16 protein-coding genes are annotated in these 20453 nt (G+C 33.0%); 5 read left to right on the top strand and 11 right to left on the bottom strand.

What is annotated here, in order from left to right:
• Positions 1–174 precede the first annotated feature (174 nt).
• The 3 genes from B7R65_RS09275 to aceB all read right to left on the bottom strand — a co-directional run bounded on the left by B7R65_RS09275 (position 175) and on the right by aceB (position 4033).
• Entirely contained in the window at positions 175–750 is a 576-nt protein-coding gene (locus B7R65_RS09275; RefSeq protein ID WP_179194823.1) for a competence protein ComK, read from the bottom strand.
• Positions 751–1136: 386 nt separating this feature from the next.
• Entirely contained in the window at positions 1137–2426 is a 1290-nt protein-coding gene (gene aceA, locus B7R65_RS09270) for an isocitrate lyase (protein ID WP_088042479.1), read from the bottom strand.
• Positions 2427–2446: 20 nt separating this feature from the next.
• Positions 2447–4033, bottom strand: a complete 1587-nt coding sequence (aceB, locus tag B7R65_RS09265) for a malate synthase A (protein WP_088042478.1) — start codon at positions 4031–4033, stop codon at positions 2447–2449.
• A 255-nt stretch (positions 4034–4288) separates the two neighbouring features.
• Here aceB and B7R65_RS09260 point away from each other — a divergent pair, with 255 nt between their 5' ends.
• The 4 genes from B7R65_RS09260 to pstA all read left to right on the top strand — a co-directional run bounded on the left by B7R65_RS09260 (position 4289) and on the right by pstA (position 8491).
• Positions 4289–5722 (top strand): stalk domain-containing protein, encoded by a 1434-nt coding sequence (locus B7R65_RS09260; protein ID WP_088042477.1) that lies wholly within the window; start codon positions 4289–4291, stop codon positions 5720–5722.
• 22 nt (positions 5723–5744) lie between these two features.
• Positions 5745–6620 (top strand): phosphate ABC transporter substrate-binding protein, encoded by an 876-nt coding sequence (locus B7R65_RS09255; RefSeq protein ID WP_088042476.1) that lies wholly within the window; start codon positions 5745–5747, stop codon positions 6618–6620.
• Between the two features lie 63 nt (positions 6621–6683).
• Positions 6684–7607: a phosphate ABC transporter permease subunit PstC gene (gene pstC, locus B7R65_RS09250; protein WP_088042475.1), complete on the top strand. Its 924-nt coding sequence runs from the start codon at positions 6684–6686 to the stop codon at positions 7605–7607.
• A 2-nt stretch (positions 7608–7609) separates the two neighbouring features.
• Positions 7610–8491, top strand: coding sequence for a phosphate ABC transporter permease PstA (gene pstA / locus B7R65_RS09245; protein WP_256941232.1), 882 nt, complete (start codon positions 7610–7612; stop codon positions 8489–8491).
• An 88-nt stretch (positions 8492–8579) separates the two neighbouring features.
• Here the strand turns inward: pstA and B7R65_RS09240 are convergent, their stop codons facing one another.
• The 4 genes from B7R65_RS09240 to B7R65_RS09225 all read right to left on the bottom strand — a co-directional run bounded on the left by B7R65_RS09240 (position 8580) and on the right by B7R65_RS09225 (position 13693).
• A complete protein-coding gene (locus B7R65_RS09240) occupies positions 8580–9848 on the bottom strand; it encodes a M48 family metallopeptidase (RefSeq protein ID WP_088042473.1) in 1269 nt (422 codons plus the stop codon).
• Positions 9849–10271: 423 nt separating this feature from the next.
• Entirely contained in the window at positions 10272–11807 is a 1536-nt protein-coding gene (locus B7R65_RS09235; protein WP_179194822.1) for a fatty acid--CoA ligase family protein, read from the bottom strand.
• 147 nt (positions 11808–11954) lie between these two features.
• A complete protein-coding gene (gene lplA / locus B7R65_RS09230) occupies positions 11955–12944 on the bottom strand; it encodes a lipoate--protein ligase (protein WP_088042472.1) in 990 nt (329 codons plus the stop codon).
• A gap of 17 nt (positions 12945–12961) precedes the next feature.
• Entirely contained in the window at positions 12962–13693 is a 732-nt protein-coding gene (locus tag B7R65_RS09225) for an MBL fold metallo-hydrolase (protein WP_088042471.1), read from the bottom strand.
• 175 nt (positions 13694–13868) lie between these two features.
• Between B7R65_RS09225 and yhfH the strand changes: the two genes are divergently transcribed.
• Positions 13869–14000: a protein YhfH gene (gene yhfH / locus B7R65_RS09220; protein ID WP_088042470.1), complete on the top strand. Its 132-nt coding sequence runs from the start codon at positions 13869–13871 to the stop codon at positions 13998–14000.
• Positions 14001–14092: 92 nt separating this feature from the next.
• Here yhfH and hemY read toward each other — a convergent pair whose 3' ends face one another.
• The 4 genes from hemY to B7R65_RS09200 all read right to left on the bottom strand — a co-directional run bounded on the left by hemY (position 14093) and on the right by B7R65_RS09200 (position 20338).
• Positions 14093–15511, bottom strand: a complete 1419-nt coding sequence (gene hemY, locus B7R65_RS09215; protein WP_088042469.1) for a protoporphyrinogen oxidase — start codon at positions 15509–15511, stop codon at positions 14093–14095.
• A 28-nt stretch (positions 15512–15539) separates the two neighbouring features.
• The gene (gene hemH, locus B7R65_RS09210) at positions 15540–16472 is read right to left on the bottom strand and encodes a ferrochelatase (RefSeq protein ID WP_088042468.1); all 933 of its coding nucleotides are present in this window, start codon (positions 16470–16472) and stop codon (positions 15540–15542) included.
• Positions 16473–16495: 23 nt separating this feature from the next.
• Positions 16496–17539, bottom strand: a complete 1044-nt coding sequence (gene hemE, locus B7R65_RS09205; protein WP_088042467.1) for a uroporphyrinogen decarboxylase — start codon at positions 17537–17539, stop codon at positions 16496–16498.
• 648 nt (positions 17540–18187) lie between these two features.
• Positions 18188–20338, bottom strand: coding sequence for a transglycosylase domain-containing protein (locus B7R65_RS09200; RefSeq protein WP_256941251.1), 2151 nt, complete (start codon positions 20336–20338; stop codon positions 18188–18190).
• Positions 20339–20453: the final 115 nt, after the last annotated feature.

Here is a 20453-nt window from a genome sequence, read left to right as displayed (position 1 = left end):
TATAGCGTTTTGTAAATTTCCACTTCAGGATGCTGACTTTCCGTGGGGTGGGCGACGGGCCTCCTTTGGCACAATCATGCCTGAGGGGGCTTACCTTTTCGAAAACAGCACAATATAAAAAAACTACTTCTTAATCTCACCGAAAGTAGTTTTAATATAACCTATTATTCCTATTTATTTTTCGTGCACCATAACCCCTTTAATATAAGATGTAATTTCTTGATCTGGAATTAATTTGTAGGATTTTTGTTTATTATTTTCGGGATTAAGTCGATCTTCATAGATCGCTCGTAAGTGGGCCGTACGATACAATTGATTTTCAAATGAACCTCTAGAAATTTCTAACGGAATTTCTACTCCGTTAAAAAATTCAACTACAGACCGATTGAACTTTCCGCCTTTGAAACTGCCAACATGGTTGTAGGAGATCCAAGAACATTCTATTTTCAGGGAAGATGAAGTGGGGAAAAAGAATATTTGATTCATCGCACTAATGGCAATTGGTGGTTTGTGAGTAATAGAAATCATTTTTTTCGTGCCTTCTCTTCTCCCTTTATAGCTTGATCCAAAGTAAGCACAACTTCTTTCTATTATTTCAAGTGGTTTCATCAATACATAGAAATTGTCGTCTGTTTCATAAACTTTTGAAATTACTGCTAAATCGACTGTAAATTCTGGAATAATAGCCATAGTCGATTTATTTACCTCGTACTCTGTTAATACCTTTACTTTTCCTTTCACATGATCCATACTTTGCCTCCTCCTAAGCCTCATTCTACTAGTTAAAAAATTTAAAGATTTAATAGCTTTAAGACAAAATTTTGCGAAAACAAGGTTGCTAAATGCAATAATATCATAAAAAGAAAATCTTACTATCTAATTGTGAATTGTTTAACATAATTGTCAATCTTTACTAAAAACCTTAGATATGTGTTGGATTTTTGCAGTACGTTTTATTTTAAAATTCCCTAATATATTAGAAGTGGTTAACTCTAGTTTTGCTTTAGGGACGCTGACAATATTATAGTCAAGTCAACGATTTATCCGACATTTAGTCATAAATTGAACAACTTTACTAATAATTAGTGGAATATAAAAAACTATCCTAATTAAATTAGGATAGTTTGGATTTTTAATTATTTTTCAGTAAATTGTTCTTCTTCTGTCGACCCTTTTAATGCTGTTGTTGAAGATGTTCCTCCTGTTATAACTTGAGCCACTTCATCAAAATAACCTGTTCCGACTTCGCGTTGATGACGTGTTGCAGTATATCCAAATTTCTCACTAGCAAATTCTGCTTGTTGCAATTCTGAATAAGCACCCATTCCTCTTTCTTTATACTTTCTAGCAAGCTCGAACATACCAAAGTTTAAAGCGTGAAAACCAGCAAGTGTCACAAATTGGAATTTATAACCCATTTCAGCAATTTGTTCTTGGAATGTTTCAATCGTTTTTTCATCTAATTTCTTCTTCCAGTTAAACGAAGGTGAACAGTTATAAGCTAAAAGCTTCCCAGGGAACTGAGCATGAATTTCGTCTGCAAATCGTTTTGCATCTTCTAAATTCGGCTCTGATGTTTCACACCAAATTAAATCTGCATACGGTGCATAAGCAAGACCACGCGCAATTGCTTGGTCAAGCCCCGCTCTTGTTCGATAAAAACCTTCAGGGGTTCTTTCGCCTGTAATAAACTTTTGATCGACAGGATCAATATCACTTGTTATTAAATCCGCTGCATCAGCGTCCGTTCTTGCAACAATAATTGTAGGAACACCCATTACATCAGCTGCTAATCTAGCTGAAATCAAATTACGAATAGCAGTCTGTGTCGGTAATAAAACTTTACCACCTAAATGTCCACATTTCTTCTCAGAAGATAATTGATCCTCAAAGTGAACACCTGCTGCACCAGCTTCAATCATCCCTTTCATTAATTCAAACACATTTAATTGTCCACCGAAACCAGCCTCTGCATCAGCAACAATTGGGGCGAAATAATCAAGCTCTTCTCCGCCTTCAACGTATTGAATTTGATCAGCACGTTGAAAAGCTTGATTGATCCTTTTTACAACAGCAGGAACAGAATTTGCAGGATATAAGCTTTGATCTGGATACATTTGCCCTGATAAATTTGCATCAGCCGCTACTTGCCATCCACTTAGATAAATTGCTTTTAACCCTGCTTTTACTTGTTGAATAGCTTGATTTCCAGTAAGTGCACCAAGTGCATGAACATAGTTTTCTTCGTTTAATAACTTCCAAAGTTTTTCAGAGCCTCGTCTTGCTAGTGTTTGTTCAATGTCAATTGAACCTCTTAATTTAATTACTTCTTCAGCTGAATATGGTCGAGTAATTCCATTCCATCTAGAATCAAACTCCCAGCTTTCTTGTAATTGAGCAATACGGCTTTCACGATTTTTTTTCATTTTTATTTCCTCCTAAATTTTTATAAGTAGCTATAACCTTTTAAAGTTAGAAAATCAGCGAACTCATCATTACTTATTAAGTCATCAAATAAATCAATTGCTTCATTAAAACGTCTAGCTTTAAAGCGATCTTTACCAAGCTCTAACTCTAGCTTCATCATCTCTTCAATTTTTAGTAAATCTACTAATGGAAGACTTATTTTTGTACCATCTTCTAATACACCTTTTTCATGACGAACCCATTGCCAAATTTGTGCGCGAGATATTTCAGCAGTAGCTGCATCCTCCATTAAGTTATATAAAGGTACGGCACCTCGACCACTTAACCAAGCTTCAATATATTGAATAGCTACAGTGATATTCGTTCGAAGACCTTGCTCTGTAATGACACCATTTGGAAGTCTCACTAAATCTTCTTCTGTAACATTTACATCTTCGCGTTTAACGTGGATTTGATTTGGTGTAGGCATATATTTATTGAATTGTTCAAGAGCAACAGGCACCAACCCAGGATGTGCTACCCAAGTTCCGTCATGGCCATCTCTAGCTTCTCTTTCTTTATCTTTTCTTACTTTCTCAAAGGCATTTTCATTTCTTTCCTCATCATCTTTTATAGGAATTTGTGCAGCCATCCCTCCAATTGCTGGAGCATTGCGACGATGACAAGTTTGAATTACTTTCTGTGAATATGAACGCATAAATGGAACTTCCATCGTAACGACTGAACGTTCTGGAAGAATAATAGATTTGTCATAACGCATCATCTTTATAAAACTAAATATATAATCCCATCTTCCACAATTGAATCCTGCAGAGTGGTCTTTTAATTCATATAAAATTTCATCCATTTCAAATGAAGCAGCTATTGTTTCAATTAACACAGTTGCTTTGATTGTTCCAACAGGAATATCCAACTGGCTTTGAGCAAATAAGAATACATCATTCCATAGTCTTGCTTCTAAATAACTTTCCATTTTAGGTAGATAAAAATAAGGACCTGAGCCATTTTCAACTGACTGTTTTGCATTATGGAAAAAATAAAGACCAAAATCTACTAGACTACCAGACATGGATTCTCCATTTACTGTGATATGTTTCTCCTCTAAATGCCAACCCCTTGGTCTAACAATTAACACAGCTGGCTTTTCTTTTAACTTATAGGTTTTCCCATTCGACTGAAGTGAAATTGTGCGATTTACAGCATCTCTTAAATTAACTTGACCTGAGATTATATTTTCCCAAGTTGGTGAAGTGGCATCTTCGAAATCAGCCATGAAAACAAAAGCATCTGAATTTAGTGCGTTAATAATCATTTTCCGATCAACTGGTCCTGTTATTTCAACTCGTCTGTCTTGTAAGTCACTCGGAATTGGCGCAATTGTCCAATCACTTTCACGAATATGTTGAGTTTCGTTTAAAAATTGAAGCTTACCTCCATTTTGTAAAAAACGCATTCTGTCTTTCCTGTTTAAAAGTAACTCTTGTCTACGTTTTTCAAACTGTGTGTGTAATTGCTCTAAGAAACTTAATGCCTCACTCGTAAGAATGTCTAATGAACCTTCCACTTGTTTACCAAGTACCTTTATTCTTGAAAGCTCAGTCGTCATGTTGTTCCTCCTATCAGTTATATAACAGTTATTGTTTACTTACGTTATTATATAACAGATAATTCAAAATGGATATTAAATTCAGAATTTTTTTTCAAAAGATTTTTCGACACCTTTAATCAGAATAAAGGGAAGGTTCACAATTTATTTACAGGTTTTTTACATAAGATTCTGACTTCTTTATATTTCCTCAACATTAAGATTGTAGGATTAACATTGTAATAAGATTACATAATACCTAGGGGGAAAAAATTAATGAAGAAAGTAATTCCTGCGTTGGTTGTAGCATCTACAATCTTAACGAGCCAAGCTTTACCAGGTCTCCACGATTCTGTTAGTGCCGCTACTAAAGTAACATCAGTAAAATATGTAACAGCTAAAAAACAGATTTCGATTGATGGATCATTAAGAAACATTGCTACTATTAAACACGGTAGTAAAACTCTTTATTCATTAAAAGACGTAAGCTCAGCATTAAAAATTACTACTATCTTCAACAAGAAAAACAACACGACTGAATTTAAAGTAGTTTCTGGTAAAAACAAAACAAGTTTACTATTTAACTCTAAATCCAAGGCAATTCTTTTAAATAATAAAAAGTTTTCTATGACAATAGTAAACAATAAAGGCGTACTTTACGGAGACGTAAATGTATTTGCATCAACTTTTGGAAAAGAAGTTTTAAAAGCTGAAAATACTTCAACAGTTTATATTAGTTCTACAAAACTACTTCAAGCCGATACTTATGAAACTCAATTTATCGCTGGTGGAAAATTACTTGTAACTGGTGATACTGAAGAAGCATCAAATTCATATATCGTAAATCCAATGACAATGAAAATCGAAAAAACTTTACCATACCAAGATTTAACTGTTTCGAATGATGGTAAAAGTGCTGTTTATGTGGATGACGAAGGAATTATTAACATTGTTGATTTAAATACTGCCAAAGTTTCTAAATTCGATCAAAATGTTGAACCAAAAACAAGTGTTATCTGGTCTACAGATAATAAAAAGATCTACTATATTGAAGGTGACAAAAATGCATCAATCTCAGAATTAGATCTTACATCTGGTGCGTTTAAAGTTCTTGTAGCTGACAAAGTAGAAAATAAATCAGATTTAATCGTTGCTTCAGTCTCACCTTTGAAATTTATCTATAATGTTACAAAAACAGCTACTTCAACAATAGATCCAATCACAGGAGAACAAACTGAAATTGATGATTCTAATGCAGGACAAGATTTATGGTCAATCGATGCGTCAGTTTCTGGAGCTACTGCAGTTCAATTAACAAATTCAAAAGATAATAAAGTTTACCCTACTATTCTTCCAAGTGGTTTTTATAGCTACTTGTCTCAAAGCACGGAAGATGAAAATGCTTTAGAAAAGTTAATCGTACAAAACCCATTAACTAATCAAGCTATGCATTTATATGCAGGTAAAGATTTCAGTTTAATGACAAAAACAATGGATGGAAAAGTATTAGTTGTTCAAATGCTAGCTTCTGGTGATCAAGTATTTGAATTAACTGAAAGTGGAATGTTAAAACCAATTTTTAAATCGGTTAAAAGAATTAACTCACTAACTGCTTTAAATACAGCAAAATTAGCTTTCACTTATGGTGATGATGGCGAAGAAAAAACTGCTTATGTAACTAATGGCACTGTAACTTATATCACAAAATAATAACAAAAAGGGGAAAAAAATCATGAAATTAACAACTAAAAAATTATCTATCGCAGTATTATCTACAGCTCTTGCATTTGGTGTATCTACTTCTTATACAAAGGAACATGCAGGTGCTGCAATCGATAAAAACCGTATTGTAATTGCAGGTTCAACTGCATTACTTCCATTAACAAACCAAGCTTCAAAAGAATTTAAAAAATCAAATCCAAAAATTAAAATTTCAGTTTCAGGTTCATCTTCAATCGCCGGACCACAAGCTGTAACAAAAGGTTCTGCAACAATCGGTGCATGTGACTGGGATGCTACTACTGAAAAAGTTACTGGTCTAAGTACTTTCTCAAGTTTAGAAGCACATAAAATTGCAGTTATTCCATTCGCTGCAGTAGTTAGTAAAAATAATCCTGTTGATAACCTTTCAACTTCAGATTTAACTGATATCTACACAGGTAAAATTAAAAACTGGAAAGAAGTTGGTGGTCCAGATCATACAATCAACGTTTATACAAGAAGCGTTGGTTCTGGAACTCGTGTAAACTTTGAGAAAAAAGCATTAAAAGGTGAAGATATTAAAGACTCAGGTTCAAATGTTTCTAAAGCTGCTAGTAGTGGTGCAATGAAAACTAGTGTTGCTGGTGACAATTATGGTATTGGTTACATCGATTTAGCTTATATTACGCCTTCTAGTGGATTAAAAGCATTAAAATATAATGGTGTAGCAGCTACAGTTGCTAACGTAAAAGCAAAAAAATACCCAGTCTGGGGCTATGGTTACCTTATCACTAAAAAGAATGTTTCTGATGCGAACATGAAGTTTATTAAATTTATGCAAAGCAGTAAATTCCAAAACAAATCATTAAAAAGCTTAAAATTTATTCCAGTTAAAGAAATGAAATAATAAAAAAAGGATAGCAAGCCCCAAATATTTGGGGTTTGTTTTTTCGAGAAGGGGGATTTTCAGGTGGGTGTTCCACATATAGAGAGCAATCAGCTTTATAGTCAATTAGATAAGAAAAAAAACGTATATCAGACAACTTTCTTTAATCGTTCATTTTTAATTGCCTGCCTTTGCAGTTCTTTATTACTAGGAATTATTCTATTTGCAATTGTTTATTTTATTGGAAAAACAGGTATACACGTGTTTCATGCTGTTTCATTTAAAGAATTTTTCTTTTCATTAAAATGGGAACCATATGACAATCATTTTGGAGCAGCCTCTTTTATTATTGGTACGCTAAGCTTAACAGCCTTAACTTTACTATTTACAGTACCTATTTCTTTAAGTATAGCCATTTTTAATACACAGTTTGCACCTGCTTGGTTACGAAATATTTTATCATTATCACTTGATATTTTAGTTGGGATCCCTTCAATTGTTTATGGATACATTGGATTAACTTTATTAGTCCCTTTCCTTCGTGATTTGTTTCACACTAGCCTAGGAAGCGGATTACTGTCTGCCTCACTTGTATTAACATTAATGTGTATTCCTACTGTAGTAAAAATTTCGGAAGATTCATTTATGGCCGTTCCAGCCGATTTAAAAGAGGCAAGCTATGCACTCGGAAGTACACATATTCAAATGATTCGTCGAGTATTAATTCCAACTGCTTCTTCGGGTGTAACGACAGCTATTATTCTAGGAATGGCTAGGGCAATTGGTGAAACTATGGCTGTTGTTATGGTTATTGGAAATACTGCACAGCTTGCAAAGTCTCTTTTTATGCCAACTTCTGTTCTTACAAGTAATATAGTAATGGAAATATTAAATGTGGATTATCATTCAACATGGAATTACGCACTTTATATGATGGCATTTATCTTATTATGTATCTCCCTGATCTTAATTGTCATAATTAGAAACTTACGTAAAAAAGGAGCATGAATATGAGAACGACTCCTATAAACATCGAAAAAAGTATAAAGAAAAATAGAACAATTAATAAAGTAATCAAATTCTTACTATCTGCTATTACAGTTTTCTCATTTTCAATCATTCTTTTTTTATTATTGAAAATTATTAGTAAGGGACTATTTACGATTAATATCCACTTCTTAACTGGCCTACCAGAAGAAATTGATGCTGGTGGAGGTGTTGGCCCTTTCCTATTTAATACTTTTTATGTTTTATTAATCTCTCTAGTTATTTCAATTCCGATTGCATTGGGTGCTGGGATCTATTTAGCTGAATATGCAAAGAAAAATAAAATGACAGAATGGATTAGCACTTGTGTTGAAGCACTCGCTTCAGTTCCCTCACTTGTATTTGGTTTATTCGGATATGTATTATTCGTTGAAGTGTTTGATATAGGATTAACTGTTATTGGTGCTGCAATTACACTATCATTCTTAAATTTACCTGCATTAACGCGTATTACTGAAGAATCGATCCGTAATGTACCTTTAAGTTATCGTGAGGCAGCCTATTCATTAGGTGCATCAAAAGCTACATGTATTTTAACAATCATATTACCTGCAGCATTAAAAGGTATCTTCACTGGAATTTCTTTAACAGCTTGTCGAGCATTAGGTGAATCGGCTGTAATCCTACTTGTCGGAGGAACAAGTGCATCAGATAAAATGTGGGATTTTTCTCTAACAGGACCTGGAGCGACCCTCCCTGTACAACTATGGTATATTCAATCTGAGGCATTAGTAGACGATGCCAGGAAAATAGCCGATCAATCTGCAGCAATATTAGTCATCATTATTCTATTATTATCATTAATTCTTAGACTCCCATTTATGTTTAAAAAATATAAACAATAAAAAAACATCCTCTTAGGATGTTTTTTTTCGACTATTTTCATTAACTACATTGCTATAAAAATAATTTGTTTAGCGTATCTTAATTTGTTTATTTTCCTTTTTTCGCTGCCTCTAAATAGTTCATGCGTTCAAGCATAGTTGGATGATCATATCTAAAGAACTTCACAATGAATGGTGGGTTCACCTGAGATAAACTGTTTTTTGTTAATTTTTGAAAAGCAGTAATACCTGATTCTGGATCATTCGTTAATTTTACTGCAAATAAATCTGCTTTTTTCTCTGCATTTCTTGAGACAGTATTAGAAACCGGTTCGGAAATGAAGCCAACAATTCCACTAAACAATAAAAACAGTGTTAAGATAACAGTCATTTTATCTGATGAATTTAGTTTTCTTTTGTTTGATAGTGCATATTTCATTAAACGATCAATAATATATAAACCGACTAAGCTGCCTGCCAATGTTCCGAACATCGCTTTATAAATATCTTTATTCACATAATGGGACATTTCATGAGCCATTATAAACATAATTTCATCTTCAGTTAATCCTTTTAAGGTAGTATCCCAAAGGACAATTCTTGCATTCTTACCTATACCGGTAACATATGCATTATATGTAGTTGTTTTTTCAGACATATTTACTTCATATACCCTATGTGCTGAAATATTTGCCTCTCCGGCTAAAGCAACTATTTTCTTTTCTAATTCCTTATTCTTTAATGGATAAAAGTCATTGTACAATGGATCAATTAAGACCGGTTGAATAAACGTTAAAAAAATTGTAAAAGGAATACTTAGCAACCAAACAGATATCCACCATTTTTTAGGCTGCTTCTTAATCAGGAGATACACGACATACAACACTAAAAACGTCATCCCAAAATTAACCCAAAAACTGATAACCTCGTCTTTCATCCAAGCACTAAAAGATTGAACGGACAATCCATACTTTGTTGATAGGTGAAATCGATATATATCGATTGGAAACGTTATTAAATAGGTTAATATGGACACGAAAAAGTAATACAAAAAGACTTGAATAAACTTAAATCTAGTTAACTTTGATAATGAGTTACCTAGTTTCTCCATAAATCCACTAATTAATAATAGTGATAAGACGATCCAATCTAAAGGTAAACTAATAAAGTATAAAACATTTTTAATCGTACTATAGCTCGTCGTTAAATTAGCTTCTTTATGGTTCATAAATGTATTTGGATCGACAAATGTTCCTTGATATTTAGAAGGAAGATTAGCATCTGTAAAAACATAAAAGTATAACAATACAAGTATGATATAAATCGCATAACCTATTAAGATAATTTTTGATGTTTTAGATTTAGTTGTATTTTTCATAACATCCCCCCACTTCTATATTATCAACTTTGTCCAATTTTTTAGAACTTCAACCTATTTAAATTATAGATTTAATATTGGAATAAATCTCCATTTTAATTAAAACTTAAAATTTTTTTGCAAATTTATGCAGATTTGTAGTTTTTCACTCCAGGATGCTCGCTTTACGTGGGGCGGGCGGTGTGCCTCCTCGGGCCCACACGATGTAGGTCATGCATGCGTTACGACAGGACGTCATGGTATTACATGCCTACCTTTTTGACCACTGCGGGGTCTCACCTTCCCGCTACTCCCACAGGAGACTCGCATATCCGTTCATCATCTTCTTTATTTACAGTTAGCTCTAAAAAAAAGTAATCTTATAGAAAAAAGGCTAATAAAAAAAAGTACACCTGATCATGGTGTACCTTCTTACTGTAAATTTTATGATTGAACAATTGATTCCTTTAATGCTCTTCTTAATATTTTACCTGTCGCATTTTTTGGAAGTTCTGCGATAAATTCGATTGATCTTGGCACTTTATACTTCGCTAAATGTGCTTTACAATACTCAATCAACATCATTTCAGTTAATGCAGGATTTTTTGATACGACATATGCTTTGACACTTTCGCCAAAATTATCATCAGGTAAACCAATAATTGCACATTCAACAACATCAGGATGATTATATAAAATTTCCTCTACTTCTCGAGGATACACATTAAATCCTCCAACAATAATCATTTCTTTTTTTCGATCAACGATAAAGAAGTATCCGTCTTCATCTTGTCTCGCTAAGTCACCAGTATATAACCAGCCATCTTTAATCGTCATTGCCGTTTCCTCAGGCATATTATAATAGCCTTTCATTACATTCGGCCCTTGTACAATTAATTCACCAACTTCACCTACTTTTACATCTTCACCAAGTTCATTAACGATTCGATTAACTACATTACTAATATTCGTTCCAATTGAACCAGCTTTTCTTGGACGGTCTAATGGATTAAATGTAGTGACCGGTGAAGCTTCAGATAATCCGTATCCTTCTGAAATCATCACATTAAATTTTTTCTCAAAATTCTCTAATAATGCAACTGGAAGTGATGATCCACCAGAAATACATAAACGAATTGATTCAAAATCTTCTGTTTTTCCTTCTGGATATTGATATAAGAAATTATACATCGTTGGTACACCTGCAAATACCGTTGCCTTTTGTGAACGAATAATATTAAATATTTCATTTGGGCTAAATTTCGGTACAAGTATAACTGTTGCACCATACATTAGCGGTGCATTTAATGCTACTGTTAAACAGAAAACGTGGAATGCTGGTAGCGTCGCAATAACCTTTTCAGAGCTAGTAAAGCCTAAAAAGTGCCCTGCATCTATTGCATTTGAGTAAAGGTTTTTATGTGTTAGCATTGCTCCTTTTGGTTTACCAGTCGTACCTGAGGTATATAAAATGACTGCTAATTCATCATCATGTAATTCTGGTCCTTGGAATGATTCATCTCCAAGCCCAATTACGTTTGTAAACGATTTCAATTTATTGTCTGTAAATTCATAAGGATTCTCTTGCTTTGTTTCACAAATAATGAAGTGTTCTATTTTCGGAAGAATTGGTGAAGCTTTTTCAACTAGTGGGAGAAATAAATCTAAGGTGATGACCGCTTTTGCATCGCCATTCGTAAGAATATAAATTAATTCGTCTGGTGAATAGAGTGGATTTACTGGAATTACTGCAGCTCCAACTTTTAACGCACCAAATAGGCCAATAATAAAATGTGGAGAGTTACCAACTACTAAGGCTATTTTATCTCCTTTTTCAATTCCCATTTTGGAAAGTCCACTTGCAAACCGTGAAACATATGTATTCAGCGTCGAGTAACTATACGATTGCCCTTCAAAGACAATTGCAGTATTTTCTGGATGTTTTAGTACAGATTGTGAAAGTGTATGAACTAAATTCAAGAAATGACCCCCTTTGAATAATAATTTAAAATATTCTAAATATATTATATTGCTAGAAAACATTTCTGACAAGTAAGAATATTCAACTTCCTTATTTATATGAATTTTATTTAAAAAACAAAAAAAAGAATGGTTTCCCACTCTTTCTTAAAATAACAAACTCATAAATTCTTCTATTGATACGTTTCCAAAATAATGCTTTAAATCAACTTCGCTCAGTTTATTTTCTATTTCTTGTTTATCAAATTTTGTTCCAATTAGAATCTGTTCTATATCAGCCACATCCCCTACTCCAAAGAAGTCGCCATAAATTTTAACAAACTCTATAACTCCTTTATTCACTTCTAAACGAATATCAATCTGACCAACTGCAAATCGCTTACTTTGCTGAATATTACATTTTGGTGATTTCCCATAATTCCAATCCCAAGAACGATATCTTTTTTCGGCAAGTTCTTTTATATTCTTAATATCGTTTTCTGTCCATTCGTAACGCTCAATTGAACCAAGTTCTTTAAAGATAGATTCTAATAATAAATCTTTAAATTGCTGAATTGTTAGATCTTCTTTTAAAAACTCTTTTATATTTGCTACCCTGCTTCTAACCGACTTGATTCCTTTTGATTGGATTTTCTCAAGTTTTACATTTAAAGCATTTACAACTTCATCTATATTACTATCAAAAAGTAATGTTCCATGGCTAAACATTCTGCCTTTAGTAGAAAACTGAGCATTCCCCGAAATCTTTCTACCCTCAGCTAAAATATCATTTCGACCACTTAATTCTGCATTTACCCCAAGTTCTTTTAACGCTTCTATCACTGGTTCTGTGAACTTTCTAAAATTATGAAAACTATTTCCATCATCTTTTGTAATAAAACTAAAGTTAAGATTTCCTAAATCATGATACACTGCTCCTCCGCCAGATAATCTTCTAACTACGTGGATATTGTTATCATTTACGTAAGATGCATTAATTTCTTCAGCTGTATTTTGATTTTTACCTATTATAATTGAAGGTTCATTGATATAAAACAGAAAGTATGTATTTTCAGGATCCAAATTTTTTAAAGCATATTCTTCCATAGCTAAATTTAATGTTGGATCAGTGATTCCTCTATTATCTAAAAAAAGCATTTTAATCCTCCTAATTTCTAAAACGTTTTCCATTCAAAACCAGTATAAGCTAGATGGATACGACCATTATAATACTTTTCTGCTTCATTTAATAAATGATTTGTATCACCATTATGAGGTAAATGGGATAAAAGTAATTCCTTTACGCTAGCTTTGTCAGCTATTGTAGCAGCATCTTTACTATTCATATGCCCCGCTTTTGTTCCGTCTTGGTCTTCATACATATTGCAATCACATACTAATAAGTCTGCATTCATTGAAAAAGGTATGAACTCTTCCTTATAACTCGAATCTGCAGTGTATACAACTGTACTATCCGCTGTTTCAATTCTCATTGCAAAACAATCTACTGGATGCTTAGTTTTCAGAAACTGAATAGTAAAAGGTCCTAAATTAAGCACTTCATTTGGTTTATATTCATATCCCTTTGTTGATTCCTTATAAGTTAAAGCATTGAATTTATCTTTGTCTAGGTTATGACCATAAATAGGTAAAGCAAATCCATCTGTACGTGCATTAATAATTTTGTAGTATTGTAGAACTCCGATATCAGCAATATGGTCATGATGATAATGTGAAATGATTACACAATTTAGGCTCTTAAGATCTATGTAATTTTGCAAACTAGCTAAAGCGCCAGACCCGCAATCGACTAGTAACCTGAAATTTTTTTCCTCAATTAAATAACATGATGTGGCTTCTCCCTTTTCAGGATAGCCTCCCCAATAACCAATAACCGTCACTTTCATAACGACACACTCCTTAATGACAATATTATTATTCTTTCCAAATTCAACATTATTAGATACTTACTATATGTAGTTAGGTATTTGAATTATTTTTTAAAATTGTACTAATACAGATTGACACTTTATACATTGTAGTAATACAATACTAATAAGATAAATTAAGGGAGTGGACAGCATGTTAATTAAAATGTCTGAATTTTTGAAACTTTTACCTAAGAAAAAATGTTTACAATGTAATTCGGCGATTGAAGAACAACATGATTGTTATAGTAACACTTGCTCAAATTGTTTAAAGAACAGTTTTTAAAAAGAATAACTTTAATATAGAAAAAAGCAGTCAACCATTTGAAAGTTCCATTTTAGGAAAATCAAATAGGTTTGACTGCTTTACTTTTTATATTAATTTAATGCCGCTTCTCTTTGATTAGAAAATAAAAATTCAATCGTATCTTTAACTGCTTTTTCACCTTGATCTATACAATCTGGTAAACCAGATCCATAGAAAGAGCAACCTACTACAGATACACCTGGCATTTCACTTTGTAAATATTTCTCCATATTATGTGTACGATCTAGGTGGTTTATCGTATATTGTGGCATTGCTTCCTTCCATCGCGAAACAACATAAAATTCTGGTCGCTCTGTTATTTCCATTGTTTTTCTTAAATCTTCTAATACAATTTCAACAAGCTCTTCATCTGTTTTATCGACTATCTCTTGGTTATGAGGTCGTCCTACATAACAACGTAATAATACTTTTCCTTCTGGACACGCATGAGGCCATTTTTTATGTGTCCACGTACACGCAGTAATATTGTAATCATTGTTACGTGACACAACAAAACCAGTGCCATTTATGTCATTCTTAATCGCATGTTCCGGAAATGCTAGTGCTACATTTGCTACAGACGTTGACGGTACTTTGCGAAATGGTTCAAAAACAGAAACATTTTTAAACATCTCAGGAACTAAACGATGCGGAACAGCTGCAATAATTGAATCTGCCTCTATTGTTGTATTATTAGTTAATGTAATCTCATACTTATCGTTCAGTTTATCAATATTAACAACTTGTACACCCTTTAATACTTCTTCTGAATCTAATTCTTCTTCTATTCGATCAACGATTGTTTGTAAACCTGAACTAACAGTTTGGAAAATCCCTTTTCTAGGACCTTTTGATTTTTTAACTGGCATTTCTTTCTTCATGCCTAAAACAATACTTTGATGTTTTTGTTCAATTTGGTAAAACTGTGGAAAAGTGGCCATTAAACTCATTTTATCAATATCACCTGAATAAATACCCGATAATAATGGTTCTATTAAGTTTTCTACTACTTCATTTCCTAACCGTCTTCTAAAAAATGCACCTAAAGACATATCACCTTCAACGTTTGTTTTCGGTAAGACAAAGTCTAGACCAGCTCGAAGTTTTCCAATTGGAGAAAAAAGCCCTGAAAAAATAAAAGGTTTTATTTGGGTAGGTATCCCCATATTTGAGCCTTCTGGCATTCCATGTAATTTATTATTCGCTAATACATAGGCCTTACCGGCTGTATTATATACTATTTCTTCTTGTATCCCTAAATTTTCAATCAATCGATATGCGCTTGTTTTCCTTGCTAAAAACGAATCCGGTCCACGTTCAATGACAAAACCATTTTTTCGAACCGTTTGGATTTTCCCCCCAAGCTTTGATGATGCTTCAATTAATTGAATATCAATCGGAAGGTTTTTATTATTTCGTTCTTGTTTTAAATAGTAGGCGGCTGTCAATCCAGTAATTCCGCCACCAATAATGACAACCTTCTTTTTCATCTTTAAACCTCCTATTTATAAAACAGATTTATTGCTCATTCAACCTTCTTAATACAACAGTACTTAGACCACTAATGAATAGCGGATCTGTATTAGGCATTGCTGGACGAACATATTTTTTTTGAATTTCATCAGTTACTATTTTACACTCAATATCATTATCATAAAGAACTTCTAAATGCTCACTAACAAATCCTAATGGTAAATACACATACGTATCGAAGTCAAACTTATCATTTAGTTCACGAGTTAAATCTTGAACATCAGGTCCAAGCCAAGGTTCAGGAGTATTTCCTGCACTTTGCCAACCTAATGAATAATGACGAATATCTGATTGTTCAACTACTAATTCAGCTGTTTGCTTAAGTTGTTCGGGATACGGATCGCCATAAGTGAGAATTTTTTCAGGCAAACTATGTGCTGAAAATATAAAGACAGTTTTTTCACGTTGCTTTTCATTCATGGGCTCAAGAATTTGTTCAACCTCGCGAACCCAATATTGAATAAATCTTTCTTCTTTATACCAATCATCTACATGAATAATCGCTGGACCATCAATTTTTGATGAATGGTTCGTAGCTCTTTCGTTATAAGATTTCACGCTAAAAGTAGAATAATGCGGAGCAAGTACGATACTAACTGCCTTTGTTATTCCATCCTTTTTCATTTGATCAACAGCATCTTCAATAAATGGCTCAATATGTTTAAGACCAAGATACATTTTAAATTCTACTTTATCTTGAATCTCATTTAAGTCATTTTCTAATGCCATTCCTTGTTCTAATGTAATTTTAGCTAATGGAGAAATTCCTCCGATCGCGCGATAACGTTCAGTAAGCTCCTCCAACATTTCAGACGAAGGTTTTCTACCTCTACGAATATCTGTATAATAACGTTCAATATCTGATTCTTTGTATGGCGTGCCGTATGCCATAACTAATAGACCAATTTTTTCTTTCATGTCATCACCATAGTCCTTCTAAATTAAACTTTCACCCTTGATGAGTACTCATGTACAAAGCTTGTTAAACGCTTTAGAGTATCAGGATTTACTTCTGGGAATACTCCATGACCTAAGTTGAAAATGTGACCTGGATTTGCCATACCTTCATCTAAAATTTCTTTTGCACGAGCTTCAATTACTTCCCACGGAGCTAATAAAAACGCAGGATCTAAATTACCTTGTAATGTTTTTGTAATCCCTAAAGAACGTGCTTCAGTTATCGTTGTTCTCCAGTCTAAACCAATTACATTCAATGGAAGGTCTTTCCATTCATGAATTAAATGACTTGCTCCAACACCATACATAGTTGTCGGGATATTGAAAGTTTTTAGTGCACTAAAAATTTTCTCCATACATGGTTTGATATATATTCTATAATCAGTTGCATTTAATGCTCCTACCCATGAATCAAACAATTGAATTGCACTTGCCCCTGCATCAACTTGAGCTTTAACATATTTAATTGTCATTTCTGCTAAATGATCCATTAATGCAAACCATGCTTCAGGCTGTGCATACATAAATGATTTTGTTTTATTATAGTTTTTCGATGGTCTTCCTTCGATCATATAGCTTGCAACTGTAAATGGTGCGCCTGCAAATCCAATTAATGGTACAGACAGTATTTCAGTTGTTAACAATTTAATCGTTTCAAAAATATATGGTAGTTGCTCTTCAGGATGAATATCAGTTAACTTTTTAACATCTTCTAAAGAACGAATTGGATTACTAATAACCGGTCCTATCCCTGACTGAATCTCTACATCTACTCCAATTGCTGGTAATGGAGACATAATATCTTTATATAAAATTGCTGCATCAACATTGTATTGATCAACTGGAAGCGCTGTTACATATGCGCATAATTCAGGTTGATGAGTAATTTCAAATAATGAATATTTCTCTTTAATTTTGCGATATTCTGGTTGAGAACGACCTGCTTGTCTCATATACCAAACTGGTGTATGTGTAACTGATTCTCCTTTTGCCGCTCGTAAAAATGTATCGTTAAAATCTTTTTTCATCCTCAAAAGTCTCCCTTTCGCTTTCCAAACTCTACTATTAAATATACTGATTGATTCATAAATTGTATAGAAAACTCGATTAATGACACATAATGTTCACTTAATTTACATTTTTTATCAATTAATAGTTCTATTTTACTACTATACTTTTCCCATAAAAAATTATATCAAAATATAACTAAAATATCGAATGAATAATATTAATAATTTTTATTAGTTGATAATTATTATAAAGGATGTTGTTTCCGTAAAGTTTGTTGCTATTTAAGAGTGACCTTAGTTGATTTCCACTTCAGGTTGCTTGCTTTCCGTGGGGCGGGCGCTGAGCCTCCTCGGCTAAACCGCCTGTGGGGTCTCTGCTGTCCCGCTACTCCCACAGGAGTCAAGCACCTTCCTTTCCATTCAACTTATTGTTCAATTGTTTCGGTAAAAAACAATCTTATATTACGTAGTCTTGATTTAAGATGTATCCTTAAACTTTGTTACTTTTAAGAATGCCCTAGTTGATTTCCACTCCAGGTTACTTGCTTTCCAAGCAACATTTTTAAAGAGAATCTAGCTATAACACACTATAAACTAATAGAAAACTATATAAACGAAAAAAGCTCTCCTTCAAATCAATTGATAAGAAGGAGAGCCTTAAAATGTCTATTCTTTATTTCTTATGTTCGGTTTGACAAGTTTAGACCTCTCACCCTCTTCATTTGTTTGAGGATTGTAAGGAACTACATAATAAGAAGGAACATTAAATACATTTACGAATGAATCTCGATATTCATTTTGTCCAGTAACTGTATCAACTAATTTTTCTTTACCATCTTTTACACGATAAATACGATATTGTTGTCGCTTATCGGTCGGTTTGTCCCAATTAATTACAACTGAAAATAAACCAAACGGTGAGAATTTCACTTTCGAACGAACATTTGAAACTGGTTTGATTTGAATTGGAGAATCTAAATCATCTATATTTTTTGGTTTCTCAAAATGAGACGAAGGTTCCCGCCCAGCTTCACTTAGAATCTTTTTAAATAAGATTGTTGGATATGTACTACCATTTCGTAAAAAATGCTTTGAATCAGTTTTATCATACCCCATCCAAATCGTACCTACTACCTCTGGGGTATAGCCAACGAACCAGGCATCTTTATTTCCATTTGTTTGACCCGGAATATTTGTTGAACCCGTTTTCCCCGCCAAATCACCATTAAATTTACCTCTATTTGCTGTACCTTCTTTTACAACACCACTTAACATTTTCGTCATATACCATGATGTTTGAGATGAAAATACCTTATATTGTTTAATTTTCACTTCCGCGACTAACTCATTATTTCGATCATAAATTGCATTAATGACAAAAGGCTCTAATGCATCTCCATTATGATCAAATGAACTATATGCTTTTACTAGTTGCAATGGCGTAAGTCCTTCTTTAAGACCTCCTAAAGCCATACTCAATCCTTTATCTGGAATCTTTAAGTCCATCTTTTCTAAATAGCTTTTAGCTACGTCCATTCCAATATCATTTAATAACCAAACTGCAGGAACATTTGCGGATTCTATTATTGCATTAAACATTGAAATATTCTTAGAATACTGTTCATTGTAATTTTTTGGTTTGTAATCTCCTAATGCACTTTGTTCATTTGGAATTAAAGAATATGGATTGTAATTTCCTGTTTCAAGTGCAGGTGAATACACAAGTAATGGTTTTATTGTTGAACCTGGTTGTCTTTTAACATTAATACGGTTTAATCCTTGGAAGTAATAATTTCTACCACCAATTGCTGCTTCAACTCCACCTGTTTCAGCATTTATTAAAATAAAAGCTCCTTCAGCGTTCGAATCAGTTCCAGGAAAATAGTTTCCATTTTTAAAATATTTATAGGCTGTTAATTGTGTTTTTTTGTGTATAGGCACGACAACTTTATATCCGCCATTTAACAATTCATCATACGAAATATCGTATTTCTCTTTTGCTTCTTTAATGACCATATCGATATATGTAGCGTATCCATTTTCGAATTTCTGTTCAGTAATATGTAAATTGGTTGGTTTTTGTTTGTATTTCCGATATTCAACATCAGTTAAATAATGATTATCCAACATTTTAAATAATACTAAATTTCTTCTTTCCAAACTTCTTGCTGGTTGATTAACTGGATCATAATGTGACGGGGCCTTTAAAAGAGCTGCAAGAGAAGCACTTTCATCTACTGTTAAATTTTGAATATCTTTTCCAAAATAATATTTGGCTGCGCCACCGATTCCGTACACCCCATGTCCAAAATAAACTTGATTCAAATACATTTCCAATATTTGATCTTTTGTATACTTTCTTTCAAGATTTATTGCAATTATTACCTCTTTTGTTTTTCTCATAAATGTCTTATCATTCGTCAAAAAAACATTCTTTGCAAGTTGCTGAGTAAGAGTACTTGCTCCTTGAACTTTGCTAAACGCCTTTAAATCATGGACAATCGCACGAAATATTGATTGCATATCTATTCCGTGATGTTTATAAAATCGTTCGTCCTCTATTGAAACAATCGCATGTTTTGTAAAATCAGGAACATCATTTATTGAAATAATTTGATGATTTTCATTATAGAGTTTTGAAATATAATTCCCTTCCAAATCTACCATTTCTGAAGAAGAATGAACGACAAGTTTCTCCTCATCTATTACATAATTTCCTAGAAAGACGATTAATAGGAATCCAAAGAAACTAACTAATAGGACACTTAAAAGTCCCATCGCTACATATCCCCATTTTTTCAAACCATTCACCTTCATTTCTCTAACCATTTCCGTCTTAGTATATCCATTTATTCCCATGAATAAGTCATTATAATATTATTTTCGCTACTTATTTCCTTGGAAATACAAATTTCAACAAGATTTTATCTAA

The organism is Bacillus sp. EAC, assembly GCF_002156875.1.
In the GTDB taxonomy this organism is placed as follows: domain Bacteria; phylum Bacillota; class Bacilli; order Bacillales; family Bacillaceae_G; genus Gottfriedia.
Note: the sequence above shows the minus strand (reverse complement) of the source record. Positions and strands in the feature narration are given on the sequence as shown.